Source organism: Janthinobacterium goodfellowi, from assembly GCF_051380695.1.
GTDB lineage: Bacteria > Pseudomonadota > Gammaproteobacteria > Burkholderiales > Burkholderiaceae_D > Janthinobacterium.
This window is the reverse complement of the sequence record NZ_JBNYXN010000002.1, coordinates 745,548-760,656: the sequence shown is the minus strand read 5'-3', so window position 1 is coordinate 760,656 and position 15,109 is coordinate 745,548. Positions and strand designations below refer to the sequence as shown.

Annotated in this window: 8 protein-coding genes; 3 read left to right on the top strand and 5 right to left on the bottom strand. The window is 64.1% G+C overall.

Features of this window, described 5'->3' with window-relative positions:
* The first annotated feature begins 70 nt into the window (after positions 1 to 70).
* A complete protein-coding gene (locus ACQ4WQ_RS11435) occupies positions 71 to 3,271 on the top strand; it encodes a PAS domain-containing protein (RefSeq protein WP_436497095.1) in 3,201 nt (1,066 codons plus the stop codon).
* Here ACQ4WQ_RS11435 and ACQ4WQ_RS11430 read toward each other — a convergent pair.
* Genes ACQ4WQ_RS11430 through ACQ4WQ_RS11415 form a run of 4 tightly spaced genes read right to left on the bottom strand, consistent with a single transcriptional unit; the run spans position 3,265 to position 11,724 of the window.
* The gene (locus ACQ4WQ_RS11430) at positions 3,265 to 6,144 is read right to left on the bottom strand and encodes a hybrid sensor histidine kinase/response regulator (protein WP_436497093.1); all 2,880 of its coding nucleotides are present in this window, start codon (positions 6,142 to 6,144) and stop codon (positions 3,265 to 3,267) included. The two genes, ACQ4WQ_RS11435 and ACQ4WQ_RS11430, sit on opposite strands and share 7 nt — an antisense overlap.
* 7 nt (positions 6,145 to 6,151) lie before the next feature.
* On the bottom strand, positions 6,152 to 7,342 hold the full coding sequence (locus ACQ4WQ_RS11425) for a hybrid sensor histidine kinase/response regulator (RefSeq protein WP_436497091.1): 1,191 nt from the start codon (positions 7,340 to 7,342) through the stop codon (positions 6,152 to 6,154).
* On the bottom strand, positions 7,332 to 8,213 hold the full coding sequence (locus tag ACQ4WQ_RS11420) for a CheR family methyltransferase (protein WP_436497089.1): 882 nt from the start codon (positions 8,211 to 8,213) through the stop codon (positions 7,332 to 7,334). Before ACQ4WQ_RS11420 ends, ACQ4WQ_RS11425 begins: the two co-directional genes overlap by 11 nt.
* Before the next feature lie 28 nt (positions 8,214 to 8,241).
* The gene (locus tag ACQ4WQ_RS11415) at positions 8,242 to 11,724 is read right to left on the bottom strand and encodes a response regulator (RefSeq protein ID WP_436497413.1); all 3,483 of its coding nucleotides are present in this window, start codon (positions 11,722 to 11,724) and stop codon (positions 8,242 to 8,244) included.
* A 281-nt stretch (positions 11,725 to 12,005) separates the two neighbouring features.
* Here ACQ4WQ_RS11415 and ACQ4WQ_RS11410 point away from each other — a divergent pair, with 281 nt between their 5' ends.
* Complete coding sequence (locus ACQ4WQ_RS11410) at positions 12,006 to 12,458, top strand: Hsp20/alpha crystallin family protein (RefSeq protein ID WP_326457405.1); 453 nt, start codon at positions 12,006 to 12,008, stop codon at positions 12,456 to 12,458.
* Positions 12,459 to 12,558: 100 nt separating this feature from the next.
* On the opposite strand, the gene ACQ4WQ_RS11405 is transcribed toward ACQ4WQ_RS11410, so the two are convergent.
* A complete protein-coding gene (locus ACQ4WQ_RS11405; RefSeq protein WP_326457404.1) occupies positions 12,559 to 13,905 on the bottom strand; it encodes an MFS transporter in 1,347 nt (448 codons plus the stop codon).
* Positions 13,906 to 14,122: 217 nt separating this feature from the next.
* Here ACQ4WQ_RS11405 and cyoA point away from each other — a divergent pair, with 217 nt between their 5' ends.
* Complete coding sequence (cyoA, locus tag ACQ4WQ_RS11400) at positions 14,123 to 15,106, top strand: ubiquinol oxidase subunit II (protein WP_326457403.1); 984 nt, start codon at positions 14,123 to 14,125, stop codon at positions 15,104 to 15,106.
* Positions 15,107 to 15,109: the final 3 nt, after the last annotated feature.

Here is a 15,109-nt window from a genome sequence, read left to right as displayed (position 1 = left end):
GCTGTTTTCCTCCTGCAAGAACGTTGCCCCATGGTATATTTCGGGCATCAGTTTTCCCCTTATCGACACGGTGCACGCAAACAACATTCTTTCCTTGCTGGACGCCGAGCACAGTGCGCTGGGCAGCATCGCGGCAGGCGCCGACCTGGCCCACGCATTGGAGCATTTGTTGCTGGCGCTGCAAGACCTGGCCGAGGGCGGCGCGCACGCCTGCCTCATGCTCATCGATGAGGCCGACCGCTTTTGCGGCTTGTCCGCGCCCAGCCTGCCGCAAGACCTGTGCCTGGCCCTGCGCCATGGCGGCGAACAGCCGTCCCCGTTCGGCACGGCGGCCTTTTCCGGCGCGCCCGTGTATTGCGGCGACATCACGCGCGACGTGCACTGGAGCGCGGGGCGCAAGGAAGCCATGCTGCACGGCTATCGCGCCTGCTGGGTCGCCCCCGTCTTCGGCGCCAAGGGGCATATCCTGGGCGTGCTGGGCCTGTTTTTCCAGGCGCCATGCCATCCCACGCAACCGGAGATCGAACTGCTGGCGCTGGCCGCGCGCGTGGCCGCGCATGTCATCGAGCGGGGCCAACTGGAACAGGCGCTGCACGACAGCCGCGAACACTTTCATTACGCGATAGAACTGAACACGCAAGTGCTGTGGACGGCCGACGTCGACGGCAAGCTCGACTATGTGGCGCAGCGCTGGCGCGAATGGACGGGCGGCAGCGGCCTCGGCACCAGCTGGCTCGATGCCATCCACCCCGAGGACGTGCCCCATTCCCTGGCGGCCTGGAGCGAAGCGGTGGGCAGTTGCCAGCCTTTTGACGCGGAAATGCGCGTGCGCCGGCAGGATGGCCTGTACCGCTGGGTGCATTCGCGCGCGTACTGCCGGCTCGACGAGCGGGGCAATCCCGTGAAATGGTATGGCTCGTGCGAGGATATCGACGAGCACTGGCAGGCGCGCAATGCCTTGCTCGACAGCGAAGCGCAGTTCCGTTCGCTCGCCTCGACCATGCCCAACCAGGCCTGGCTCGCGCATGGCAGCGGCGCCACCTACTGGGTCAACGAACAGGTGTGCGAATACACGGGGCAATCGATGAAGTCGCTCGTATCGAGCGGCTTTCGCCACTGCGTGCATCCGGACGACGTGCAGGCCACGCAGGTCAGCTGGGAACGGGCCGTCGCCACCGCCAGCGCCTACGAACACGAATTCCGCATGCGCCGCGCCAGCGACGGCGCTTACCGCTGGTTCCTGGCGCGCGCCTTGCCCCTGTTCGACGAGGCGGGCACGGTGCTGCGCTGGGTGGGCACGAATACGGACGTGCAGGAACAGAAGAACGTGCTGGAAAAGATGGCCTATCTGAATTCCTCGCTGGAACTGGAAATGGCCAACCGCACGGCCGACCGCGACCGCATGTGGCGGCTGTCGACCGATATCATGCTGGTGGCGGACCTGGCCGGCATGATCATCGCCGTCAATCCCGCCTGGAGCAAGATCCTCGAGCGGCCGGAAATCGAGTCGCTGGGCATGGATTTCATCAGCCTCGTGCATCCCGACGACCGCATGGCGGCCTTGCAGGACTTGTCGCGCCTGGCCCATGGCGCGCCCACCTTGCGCATGGAGAACCGCTACCGCCGGCGCGATGGCGGCTACCGCTGGATTTCCTGGACGGCCGTGCCGGCGCAAAAGCTGATCCACGCCATCGGCCGCGACGTCACCGATGAAAAAGAGGCGCGTCTGGCGCTGGTGCGCAGCGAGCAAGCCTTGTTGCAGGCGCAAAAGCTGGAATCGATCGGCAAGCTGACGGGCGGCGTGGCCCACGATTTCAACAATGTGCTGCAAATTATCTCGGGCAATCTGCAGTTGCTGAAACTGACGGTGGCCGACAATCCGCAGGCGGCCAGGCGCCTCGATTCGGCGGCTTCGGCCGTCGAGCGGGGCGCCAAGCTGTCGTCGCAACTGCTGGCCTTTGCGCGGCGCCAGCCATTGAAACCGCTGGTGACGGACCTGGGCCGCCTGCTGCGCCGCATGCACGAGCTGATCCGCCGCGCCCTGGGCGAGGCGGTGACCGAGGAAACCTTCATCAGCGAAGGCTTGTGGCATACCCTGGTCGACCCGAACCAGATGGAAAACGTGCTGCTGAACATGGCCATCAACGCGCGCGACGCGATGGACAAGGGCGGCCGCCTCACGTTTACCTTGAGCAATGTCACGCTCGACGCGGCCTATGCCAGCCTGCATGCCGATGTGCTGGAGGGGCAATACGTGCTGCTGACCATCACGGATACGGGCCACGGCATGGAGCGCGACGTAATCGACCAGATCTTCGAGCCCTTCTTCACGACGAAGAAGGAAGGCGAGGGCACGGGCCTGGGCCTGTCCATGGCCTACGGCTTCATCCGCCAGAGCGCGGGCCACATCAAGGTGCACAGCGCGCCCGGTGCGGGCACGACTTTTAAAATTTATCTGCCCCGCTCGCTGGAAAAGCTGGCCGAGCCGCCGCCTAGCCTGACGGGCCCCGTGCTGGGCGGCGGCGAGACCATCCTCGTGGTGGAAGACGATGCGCCCGTGCAGCATACGGTGGTCGACATGCTGCGCGGCCTTGGCTACGACGTGCTGCATGCGGACGACGGCGCCTCGGCGCTGGCCCTGCTGAGCACGGGCGTGGCCATCGACCTGCTGTTTACGGACGTCGTCATGCCCGGTCCCGTCAGCAGCAAGGAGCTGGCGCAGCAGGCGAGATTGCTGCTGCCGGACCTGGCCGTGCTGTTTACGTCGGGCTATACGCATAACGCCATCATGCGGGGCGGGCGGCTGGACGCGGGCGTGGAACTGCTGAGTAAACCCTACCAGCGCGAAGACCTGGCGCGGCGCATCCGCCATGTGCTGGCCGACCGCCGCCTGGTGGGCGCGCCCGACCCGTCCGGGCGGCGCATCCTGCTGGTGGAAGACAATGACGATGCGCGCGAAATGACCACCGAGATGCTCAATATGCTGGGGCACACCGTGCACGGCGTGGCCAGCGCGGAAGCGGCCATGCCGCTGCTGGCCATGCCGGGTCTGGACGTGCTGGTGACGGATATCAGCCTGCCCACCATGTCCGGCCTGGAACTGGCGCGCCATGCGCGCGCGCACTGGCCGCAGCTGGACGTCGTGTTTGCTTCCGGGCACGACTGGGGCGCCAGCCTGATGCAGGACGCCAGCGCGCGCTTCCTGCGCAAGCCGTTTGGCCTGGAGGAGCTGGCCAACGCGCTGAAGGCGCGCCAGCTCGACGTCTACTGACCTGGCGGCAGCAAGGCCCGCTGCAATTGCTTGACGGTAAATGGTTTCACGAGGAAGCGTGCCTGCGGGTCCAGCACGCCGGAATTGGCGGGCGCATGGCCGGTGGAAAACACCACTTCCAGCTGCGGCTGCTCGCGGGCGGCCAGTTCGGCCAGCTCGGCGCCCGACATCTGCGGCAGGCTGATATCGGTCAGCAATAGTTCCAGTCCTGGCGTGGCCAGCAGGGGCAGGGCTTCCTCGGCCGTGCCCACGGCCAGCACCGTGTGGCCGAGCATGGCCAGCAGTTCGCTCGTCATGGCGCGCGCATCGGCATTGTCTTCCACCAGCAGGATATGCCTTCCTTCCGGCTGCGCCGGCGCAGGCTGCGGCGCCAGCTGCGCGCGGTACTGGTGCAGGGCCGTCACGTGGCGGCCATTGGCCAGCAGGTGGCGGATGCGCCGCGCCAGGTCCTCGCGCCGGTAGGGCTTGCTCAGAAGCTCCACGCCCGGTTCCAGCCGGCCGCCCTGCATGATGGCGTCCTGCGTGTAGCCCGAGGTAAACAAGACGGCCAGTTGCGGCAGCAGCAACCGGGCCTGGCGCGCCAGTTCCGTGCTCGCTACCTTGCCCGGCATCACCACGTCCGTAAACAGCAGGTCGATGGGCACGCCGCTGCCGACGATGGCCAGCGCGCTTTCGCCGTCGCTGGCACGCAGCACGACGTAGCCGAGGCCGCGCAGCATGTCCACCACCGTCGTCTGCACCTGCACGTCGTCTTCCACCACGAGGATGGTTTCCTTGCCGCCCAGCACCGGTCCGCCCAGCTGCAGCGGCAGTTCCGTTTCCGCTTCGAGCGAGCGCGGCAGGTAGATGCGGAAGGTGCTGCCGTGGCCCGGCATACTGTCCACCGTCAGGTGGCCGCCGCTCTGGCGCAGGAAGCCGTACGCCATGGACAGGCCCAGACCCGTGCCTTCGCCTTTGGTCGTGAAGAACGGTTCGAAAATCTTGTCCAGCAGTTCGGCGGGAATGCCCGTGCCCGTATCCGAGACGGCCAGCTGCACGTAGTCGCCGGGCGCCACGTCCGCATGGCGGGCCGCATAGTCGCTGCCCAGCACGATGTTGCTCAGTTCGATGGTCAGCTGGCCCTGACCGGCCATGGCGTCGCGCGCGTTGATGGCCAGGTTGAGGATGACGTTTTCCAGCTGGTGCGGGTCGACCAGCGCGCGCCAGCAGTCGTCGGCCAGCAGCAGGCGCGTCTCGATGCTTTCGCCCGTGGCGCGCCGCAGCAGCTCTTCCGTCGAACGCAGCAGCTGTGCCAGGTCCGTCACCAGCGGTTTCAACGGTTGACGCCGCGCAAAGGCCAGCAGCTGGGCCGACAGCTTGGCGCCCCGTTCCACGGCGGACGAGGCGCTGGCGATGCGCTTGGCGGCCAGCGGGTCGCCGTCCAGGGTCATCTGCAGCAGTTGCAGATTGCCCGAGATAATTTGCAGGACGTTATTGAAATCATGGGCCACGCCGCCCGTCAGCTTGCCCAGCGCTTCGAGCTTTTGCGATTGCAGCAGGGCCATCTCGCTGTGGCGCAACGATTCCTGCATGCTGCGCAAGGTGCTTTCCGCCTCCTTTTCCAGGGTGACGTGGCGCCCCGTGGCGAACACCAGGTCGCCTTCGGTCGCCGCCACCCACGACAGCCAGCGGTGGCCGCCATCGCGGTGCCGGTAGCGGTTTTCAAAGCTGGGCATGGCTTCCTGCGACACTTGGGCCAGCGCCTGGCGCGTGGCGGCGGCATCTTCGGGCAGCACGAAGTCGAACAGGCTGCGGCCCAGCATTTCCTCTGGCAGCCAGCCCAGGATCGCGCTGGCGGCCGGGTTGACGGCGGTAAAGCAGCCTTCGGCATCGATGGCGACCATCAGGTCTTGCGCGCTGCGCCACAGCCGTTCGCGCTCGCTGTTGCGCGCGGCCAGGTCCGCTTCCAGCTTCTTTTCCACGGTAATGTCGCGCGCGCTGCAATACACTTTCTCGCCCTCGGGCACGGCCACCCACGACAGCCAGTGCCAGCCGCCGAGCTTGTGGCGGTAACGGTTTTCGAAGCGCAGCGCCGGCTGGCCCTGGTTGGCCGCTTCCCAGGCCGCATAGGTGCGCGTCAAGTCTTCGGGATGGATCAGTTCAAAAAATTTCGTCGTGCGGATTTCTTCCGCCGACCAGCCCAGGGTGGCTTGCCAGGCGGGGTTCGAGTGCTCGAAATAGCCGTCGAGGTTGAGCACGCCCAGCAAGTCGGGGCTGACGTTCCAGGTGCGGCCGAACTCGCGCGTGCGCTCGGCCACCTGCGTCTCCATGGTGGCGCTGAGGGCGCGCAAACGCGATTCCGCCTGGGCCCGCAAGATGGTCGACCAGACCCGTTCCGACACTTGCACGGCCAGTTCGATCTCGTCCGCATGCCACAGGCGCGCCGCGCTGCTGTGCACGACGAACAGGGCGGCCAGCCGGCCTTCCTTGGCAATGGGAATGTTCAGGAAGGCACGGATGCCCAGGCGCGAGAACGTGGCCAGCGCGGCCGGCATGGCCGTGCGCGGGTCGCTCGCCACATCGCTGACGGCCAGCGCCTGGCCGGCGGCCAGCGCATCGGCCAGGCGGGCGGCATAATCGCCGAGGAAATATTCGCCGGTGGCGCCCGGTGCCAGGCCGTCGCTCCACGCATGCTGCAGGGTAGGGCATTGCAGGGTCTGGTCGATATCGAAACAGGCCACTTGCTGGGCGCCCAGGCGCTGTCCCAGCAGCTGCGCCGACAGGGACAGGATCTCGCCCGTGTCCTGCAGCAGGCGCAGCCGGCGTTCCAGTTGCAGCAAGAAGGCGACGCCGCTGGCGCCGGCCTGGCTGCGGGGGGCGGGTGTGCTGCTCATGCGGGCCTCAGCTGCCGGCCAGCGGCAGGGTGACGCTGAACAGGGCGCCGTTGCCGGGCTGGCTTTGCAGGGTGATGGCGCCGCCATGCGCATCGACCAGTTGCTTGGTGATAAACAGGCCCAGGCCCAGGCCGCCCGTGCGGTCCTGGTGCATGACGCGCTCGAAGGCGTCGAAGATGCGTTCCTGGTCGCGCGCATTGATGCCGATGCCATGGTCGCGCACTTCGATGACGGCGCTGTTCTGCGTGTGCGCCAGGCTGATTTCGACGGGCTGGCCCTGGCCGTAACGCACGGCATTGCTGATCAGGTTGACAACGATCTGCTCGACGCGGAAGGCATCCCAGTACCCCTGGATGGGTTCGAAGGCCAGCACTTCCAGCACGCTGCCCGTGGCGGCCGCGTACGGGCCCAGGTCGTCGGCCACGCGGCGCACCAGGCTGGTCAGGTCGACCGCTTCGCGGCGGATCGACAGCTTGCCGCTGGTGATGCGCGACACGTCGAGCATGTCGTCAATCAGGCGCACCATGCTGCGGATCTGCCGCCCGTCGCGCGCCACCATCTTGCCCAGCTTTTCCGGTTCGAAGGCGGCCAGGTTGCCCCGCTCGAGGTTGACGGTGCGCATCTGCGTTTCCAGGAACAACGTGTTCAGCGGCGTGCGCAGCTCGTGCGCCACCATGGACATGAATTCGTCGCGCAGGCGTAGCGAGCGCTGCAGTTCCGCCTGGGTGGCGCGCAATTCTTTCAGCAATGCTTCCTGCTGCTGGCGGCTGTGCTCGAGCGCCTGCACCTGGCGCCGCGTCTCGCTGCGCTGCTGGTGCAGGGCAACAAAAACGTTGACCTTGCTTTGCACGGCATTGATGTCGAGCGGCTTGTGCAGGAAGTCGACGGCGCCGCTTTCATAGCCCTGGAAGGCGAAATTCATTTCCTTGCCGGCCGCCGTGACGAAGACGATGGGGATGTGGCGCGTCTTTTCCGTGCCGCGCATCAGTTGCGCCAGCTCAAAGCCATCCATTTCCGGCATTTGCACGTCGAGGATGGCCAGCGCGAAATCGTGTTCCAGCAGCAAGGCCAGCGCTTCTTCGCCCGACGATGCCTGGTAGACGCTGCGGTCGCTCTCGCGGATCAGCGCATTGAGCGCGCGCAAGTTTTCGGGCAAGTCGTCGACGATCAAGAGTTTGGTGCTTATTTCATTCATCATGTTTCATTCCTGGCATGTGCCGTCCAGCGTAATGGGAAGCGGCGTGCGACGGCGCACGCTTGCGGTAGAGCTTTTCGGGACCCGGCAAGGGTTCGAAGTCGGCGGCAAAGCGCGTGAAATGCGTGCTTTCCTTGCTGCCCAGGCCGAGGAAACCCCGGTGGCACAGCGAGTCGTGGAACAGGCCCAGGGCCCGCTCCTGCAAGGTTTTGTTGAAGTAAATCAGCACGTTACGGCAGCAAATCAATTGCGTTTCGATAAAAACGCTGTCCGTGGACAGGCTGTGGTCGGCAAAATTGATCCTGTCGAGCAGGCGCTGCTGGAAACGCGCCGTGGCATGCTCGACCGTGTAGTACTCGGCCAGCCGGCCCAGGCCGCCCGCGGCCACGTAGTTGGCGCCATAGTCCTCGAGCCGGTGCAGCGGATACACGCCGCGCGCGGCCGTGGCCAGCGCTTGCGGATTGATGTCCGTGGCGTAGATCGTGCTGCGTTCGAGCAAGCCTTCCTCGTGCAGCACGATGGCCAGCGACAGCGCTTCTTCGCCCGTGCAGCAGCCGGCCACCCAGATGGTCGGCGACGGGTAGGTTTTCAGCACGGGCACGACGTGCTCGCGCAAGGCGAGGAAAAAGGCCGGGTCGCGGAACATTTGCGTGACGGGCACGGTCAAAATCTGCAGCAGCCTGCCAAAGGCGGTCCCGTCGTCCAGCACCATCTGCTGCAAGGCAGGCAAGTCGGCGCAATGGAAGCGCTCCAGCGCCTGGTTCAGGCGCCGGCGCTGCGAGGGCAGGGAATAGTCGCGAAAGTCGTAACTGTAGCGCTGATAGATCGCTTCCATCAGCGCTTGCAGTTGCGCGTCCGTGTAGCGCGGGGACATCAGCGGCTGTCCATCGGGTGGCGTGGCATCAGATGCGTTCCATCTTCGGCATCCACACGCGCAGCAGCGAATACAGACGGTCCAGGTCGATCGGCTTGGCCAGGTAATCGGACGCGCCCGCCTGCAGGCATTCTTCCTGGTCATTCTTCATGGCCTTGGCCGTAATCGCAATGATGGGCAGCTTGTTGTAGCGGCCATCGGCGCGGATCAGGCGCGTCGCTTCCAGGCCATCCATGCCCGGCATCATGACGTCCATCAGCACCAGGTCGATATCGTCCACGCTGTTGAGCTTGCTGATGGCTTCGAAGCCGTTGCGGCCAATTTCCACCACCACGCCTTTCTGTTCCAGCGCATTCGTCAGGGCAAAGATGTTGCGCACGTCGTCATCCACCAGCAAGATCTTGCGTCCTTCAAACACGCGCTCGCGGCTGCGCACCTGCTGCAGCATGCCCTGGCGCTCGCTCGACAGCTCCGATTCCACCTTGTGCAGGAAGAGGGTCACTTCGTCGAGCAGGCGTTCGGGCGAGCGGGCGCCCTTGATGATGATCGAGCGCGAATACTTCATCAGGTCCGCTTCTTCCTCGCGGCTCAGGTTGCGGCCCGTGTAGACGATGACGGGCGGGAACGAGCACAGCTCTTCATGCTCCATGCGTTCGAGCAATTCGTTGCCCTGGATATCGGGCAGCTTCAAGTCGATGATCATGCAGTCGAAAATCTGTGTCTTCAGCAATTCCAGCGCCTGTTCGCCCAACGCGACGGCCGTGATTTCCACGTCGTTGTCGCTGATCAGGTGCACCACGCTTTCGCGCTGGCGTTCGTCGTCCTCGACCAGCAGGATGCGCTTCATCTGCTGCGTGAATTTCGATTCGAGCTTGCGGAACACTTCCTTCAGCTGCTCGCGCGTGCGCGGCTTGGTGGCGTAGCCGATGGCGCCCAGCTGCATGGCTTCCTGTATCTGGTCGTTGCCGGAGACGATGTGCACGGGAATGTGGCGCGTCAGCGGGTTTTCCTTCAATTGCTGCAAGACCAGCAAGCCCGGGCGGTCCGGCAAGCCCATGTCGAGCAGGATGGCGTCGGGCAGGAATTCTTCGGCCAGGCGCAAGCCTTCGTCGGCGCCGTGCGCCACCAGACAGCGGTATTGCATTTCATGCGCGAGGTCGAACAGGATGCCGGCAAACGACGGCTCATCCTCGATCACCAGCACGGAACGCTGGCCCGTCTTGGCCGGGGGCACGCTATCGCGGTCATCCTGGAACGTGGGCAGCGGCACGGGCTTGGCGGCGGGGGCCGCCTTCGGCGCGGCGGCTGCGGCTTTGGCGGGCGCTTGCGGCGCGGCGTGGGGCACTGCCGCCGCTTCCACCGCCCGTTCCGGCATGACGGCCGGCAGCACCAAGGTAAACGTGCTGCCCTGGCCTGGCGTGCTGGCCAGTTCGATGCTGCCGCCCAGCAAGGCGGCCAGGTCGCGCGAGATCGACAGGCCCAGGCCCGTGCCGCCATAGCGGCGGCTGGTGGTGCCGTCGGCCTGGTGGAAGGCGTCGAAAATCTTGTGCTGCTGGTCGTCGGCGATGCCGATGCCCGAATCCTGCACCTGGAAGCGCACTTGGCCGGCCGCATCGGCGCTCACGTGCAGGGACACCGTGCCCGCATCGGTAAACTTGATGGCGTTCGACAGCAGGTTTTTCAGGATCTGCTCCAGGCGCTGGCGGTCGCTGACGAAGGATGGCGGCGTATCCGGCGCCACCTTGACGTCAAACACCAGTTTCTTTTGCTGCGCCTGGGCGCCGAACAGCATTTTCATGCTGCTGAGCAGCTCGTCGAAAGGCACGGCGTCCGGCGTCAATTCCAGCTTGCCCGCCTCGACCTTGGAAATGTCGAGGATGTCGTTGATGAGGGTCAACAGGTCGTTGCCGGCCGAATAAATGGTTTGCGCAAACGTCACTTGTTCCGGCGTCAGGTTGCCGCTGCTGTTGTCCGACAGCAGCTTCGACAGGATGAGCGAGCTGTTCAGCGGCGTGCGCAGCTCATGCGACATATTCGCCAGGAATTCGGATTTGTAGCGGCTGGCCCGCTGCAGTTCTTCCGCGCGCGCTTCCAGCTGGGCGTGCGCCTGGCTGATCGCCATGTTCTTCTGGTCCAGCGACAGCGCCTGCACGGCCAGCTGCTCGTTCGACTGTTCCAGCGCCGCCTTTTGCTCTTCCAGGTGGGCTTGCGACTGTTCCAGCACGCGCGACTGCTCGCCCAGCTCTTCATTGGCCGTGCGCAGCTCTTCCTGCTGCACTTCCAGTTCTTCATTCAATTGCTGCGTTTCTTCCAGGACATTTTGCAGGCGCTGGCGGTACAGGGCCGCTTCCAGCGACGTGCCGATATTGCTGCCAATCAGGTTCAGCCATTCCTTGGCGCGGGCGCTGACGGGATGTGTAAAGCCCAGCTCGATGACGCCGTTGACGAGGCCTTCATTGTTGACGGGCACCAACACCAGTTCCAGCGGCGCGCCGCTGCCCAGGCTCGACGTCACGGTCAGATAATTCTCGGGCACTTGCTGCACGTGCTTGAGGCGCTTTTCGCGCGCCGTCTCGCCCACCAGGCCTTCGCCCAGCTTGAACACCTGTTTTTCCTTCACGCCCTGCTCGTTGAAACCGTACACGGCCGTGCGGCGCAGGCTGCCATCCTCGTCGACCACGTACAGGGTGGCGACGGCCACGTCGAGGCGGTGCGCCAGGAAGTCCAGCACGTGCCGTCCCAGCTGCGGCAGGCCCAGCTGGCCGCTCGTGTGGGCGGCCAGTTCCGTCTGTCCCGTGCGCAGCCACGCTTGCTCCTGCAACACGTCGTTGTCCTTGCCGCGCTGCTCGAGCGCATCGTTATAGATATCGGACAGGCGCAGCAATTCGCGACGTCCCAGGTAGGCGAGCAAGCCGGACATGCCCAGGCTGAGGATCAGGAATACCACCACGGCCAGCATGGTGCGGCCCTCGGCCGAGTCGGCCCGCTCCTGGCGCAAGCGCTGTTCCATGGACAGGAAGGTGAGGAATTCGCGGCGGATTTCGTCGAATTCCAGCTTGCCTTCGCCCTGGCGCACGCGCGCGAGGAATTCCTGGTTGTTGCGGCGCTGGGCGATCACGGCTTCCGCGTACTCCATCCACTGGCTTTGCAGCGCGCGGATGCGGCGCAGCCGGTCCACCTGGATGGAGCTGTCGGATACGAGTTCAAGCAGGGTGCTCATTTCCACGGCGATCTTAGCCTTGCCCGATTTATACGGCGCCAAAAACGTTTCATCGCCCGTCAGCAGGTAGCCGCGCATGCCTGTTTCCAGGTCGACGGACAGCTTCATGACCTCGTTGGCGTTGCCGATCACCCGTTCGGAATGCTCGACCGAGCGCAGGGCCGAGAGCAGGTAGGCGATCAGGCCGACAAAGACGAGGGCCGTGACGACCCCGATAACCAGCGGCAAGGTGACGTTGCGGGCGAGGATGCGGCGAAAGCTGAAGGAGTCGATCGGGGTCTTGGTATTCATCATGTCCGTGTAAGGCTGTCGCGAAAAAGTCAATTTTAATTGAAATGCAAGGTTTCTGGTGACCAAGCATAGCGTGCGCTAGCATAACAGCCTTGCGGTCAATTGCCGACTCGCAAGCCCGTGCAAAGCGGGGTAGCGCACAGATCAAAGCAGAGGGAAAATCAAGCTGGCCGCGATTGAGGCAGATCAAAGAGATACGCGGTTTGCATCCTAAGATGCAGGAGGTGGCGGCGTCCCTGCGACGACCGCCGTGTGCCAACCAACCCATGCAGGAGGACATCATGGCCAATCAATTGATGCGTCGCGATCCGCAAAACCCGCTGGCACGTTTCGACCCGTTCAGCGATATGGAAGATTTCATGCATGACTTTTTCGCACCCGCCTTGCGCTTGCGCGATGTGGGGTCGTCACGCATGCGTGTCGACATTTCCGAAACCGAGCAAGCCTATCAGGTGCAGGCAGACATTCCAGGCGTCAACAAGGACGATATCAAGGTTTCCATCGATGGCAACCGCGTCTCCATCAGTGCCGAACTCAAGGATGAAAGGGTGACGCGCGACGGCGGCGGCAAGACCGTGCGCAGCGAACGCGAGTATGGTCAGCAATACCGCAGCTTCGTGCTGCCGCACGAGGTGGACGAGGCCGGCGCACAGGCGCGCTATGAAAATGGCGTGCTGCTGCTGGACTTGCCGAAGAAAGAGGGGACGGGCGGGCGGCAACTGGCGATACAGTAAGCCGGTCCGGGGCATAAAAAAACGCCGGACGGTGCCGGCGTTTCTTGGGTATCGTCGGGTGGCAGCGCGCTGCCGCCCGATTTGCCTGTATATATATATGTCAGTCGCGGATTTCCAGCGCCCGGTTCAGGCTCAGCGCGGCCAGCGAGGCGACGGCGCCCGACAGCAGGTAGAAGCTGACATAGGCGAGGCCGAAGTTGGCCGACAGGCCCAGCGCCACCAGCGGGGCGAAGCCGGCACCGACCAGCCAGGCCAGGTCGGACGTCAGGGCCGCGCCCGTGTAGCGGAAGCGGGCAGGGAAGTTGGCCGTCACGGCGCCGGCAGCCTGGCCGTAGGACAGGCCCAGCAGGCTGAAGCCCACGAGGATGAACACGTCCTGGCCCGTATTGCCGCCGCCCATCAGGGTCGGCACGAAGGCGCTGAAGATGGCGATCAGCACGGCCAGCACGCCCAGGGTAGTGCGGCGGCCCACTTTATCGGCCAGCAAGCCGGAAATCACCACGCCGACGGCGGCCAGCACGGCGCCGACCATCTGGATTTGCAGGAAGTCGGGGGCAGAACGCGTCTGGTAGACGGAAATCCACGACAGCGGGAACACGGTGACCAGGTGGAACAGGGCGTAGCTGGCCAGCGCGGCCAGGGCGCCGATCAGCACGTTGCGGCCCTGGCCGCGGCTCATTTCAAACACGCTCACGGGCTGCAGTTCGCGTTCGTCGAGCAGGCGCGCATATTCATTCGTCGACACCAGGCGCAAGCGGGCAAACAGGGCCACGACGTTGATGGCGAACGCGACATAGAACGGATAGCGCCAGCCCCAGTCGAGGAAATCTTCATCCGTCAGGTTGGTCAGCATGAACCAGAACAGGCCGGCGGCGATCAGGAAGCCGGCGGGCGCGCCCAGCTGGCCCAGCATGGCGTACCAGCCGCGCTTGTTTTCCGGCGCGTTCAGGGCCAGCAGCGATGGCAAGCCATCCCAGGAACCGCCCAGGGCGACGCCCTGGCCGATGCGCAGCACGGACAGCCAGATGATGGCGGCAAAGCCCAGGTGGGAGTAGGTCGGCAGGAAGGCGATGCCGGCCGTCGACACGCCCAGGAGGAAGAGGGCGAACGTCAGCTTGGCGCTGCGTCCCATGCGGCGCTGGATTTCCATGAAGATCACGGTGCCGAACGGACGGGCGATGAAGGCGAACGAGAAAATCAGGAACGCATATAAAGTCCCTTCCAGGCGTTCTTCGAACGGGAAGAAGACGCGCGGAAACACCAGCACCGAGGCGATGGCGTAAACAAAGAAGTCAAAGTATTCGGAAGCGCGGCCGATGATCACGCCGACGGCGATCTCACCGGGGTCGATATGCGATTCGACCGTGCCGGCCCCGCGTGCGTCGCGCAGGGAGTGGGGGGAAAAGTCGGCGGGTACATCCCCGCTGTGTGTGCGCGTGCTGGACATGATGATCGTCTCCAATATCGTTTCGAGTTCGGCCAACGCGTAACTTACCCCGGGTGTCTCACGCCCGGAGCAGGACTATTCATTAGATAGTTGTAGGAAAAGTCCTCGTCTACCAAGTGAAAGTCCGAGCAAGGGGTAGGACAAAACGTCCAATTGCCAGTGCGCTCCAGTAAGAATACAGTACCATATCTTCATCCCCTGTACTGGACTTTCCTGTATGTTTTCATTAAAAGTTCGTCGCGGACTGCTTCTTTTACCTCTCGCATTGTTGGCTGGTTGCAATACGGTGGTACTGAATCCGTCTGGCGACATCGCAGTTCAGCAAGGCAATCTGATTGTCATCTCGACATTGCTGATGCTGTTGATTATCGTTCCGGTAATCGCCCTGACCCTGCTGTTCGCATGGCGCTATAGAAAAAACAACACCGCGGCCAAATACGAGCCGGACTGGGACCACTCGACTCGCCTCGAGCTGATTATCTGGGGCGCGCCCCTGTTGATCATCATCGTGCTGGGCCTGCTGACCTGGATCAGCACCCACACCCTCGATCCATACCGCCCATTGAGCCGTATCGACGCCAACCGTCCCATTCCCGCCAGCCACAAGCCGATGATCGTCGAAGTCGTGGCCATGGACTGGAAATGGCTGTTCATCTACCCGGAGCAAGGCATCGCTTCCGTGAATGAACTGTACGCGCCCGTCGATCGTCCGATCCGCTTCAAGATCACCGCGTCGTCCGTCATGAACTCGTTCTTCATTCCCGCACTGGCAGGTCAGATCTACGCCATGCCGGGCATGGAAACGCAGTTGAATGCCGTCATCAACAAGCCGGGTGTCTATAAAGGCTTCTCCGCGAACTACAGCGGTGCCGGTTTCTCGGGCATGCGCTTCAAGTTCCACGGCGTCAATGATGCGGACTTCGACAAATGGGTGGAATCGGCACGTGCCGGTGGCGGCGCGTTGAACCGCGACGACTACCTGTCGCTGGCCCAGCCTAGCGAACGCGACCCGGTGCGCCGCTACAGCGCCGTACCTAGCGATCTGTACAAGGCAATTCTGAACCGCACCATCGTTTCCGACGCCCTGTGCGTGACGCCGGTCGAGCCATACAAATTGACGATGGCAAAAAGCCCGGTAGCGGCCGTAACGGCAGTAGTCGCTAGCGATGCAGTGGTTGAAAAGGGCGTTCAAGCCAAGTAACGA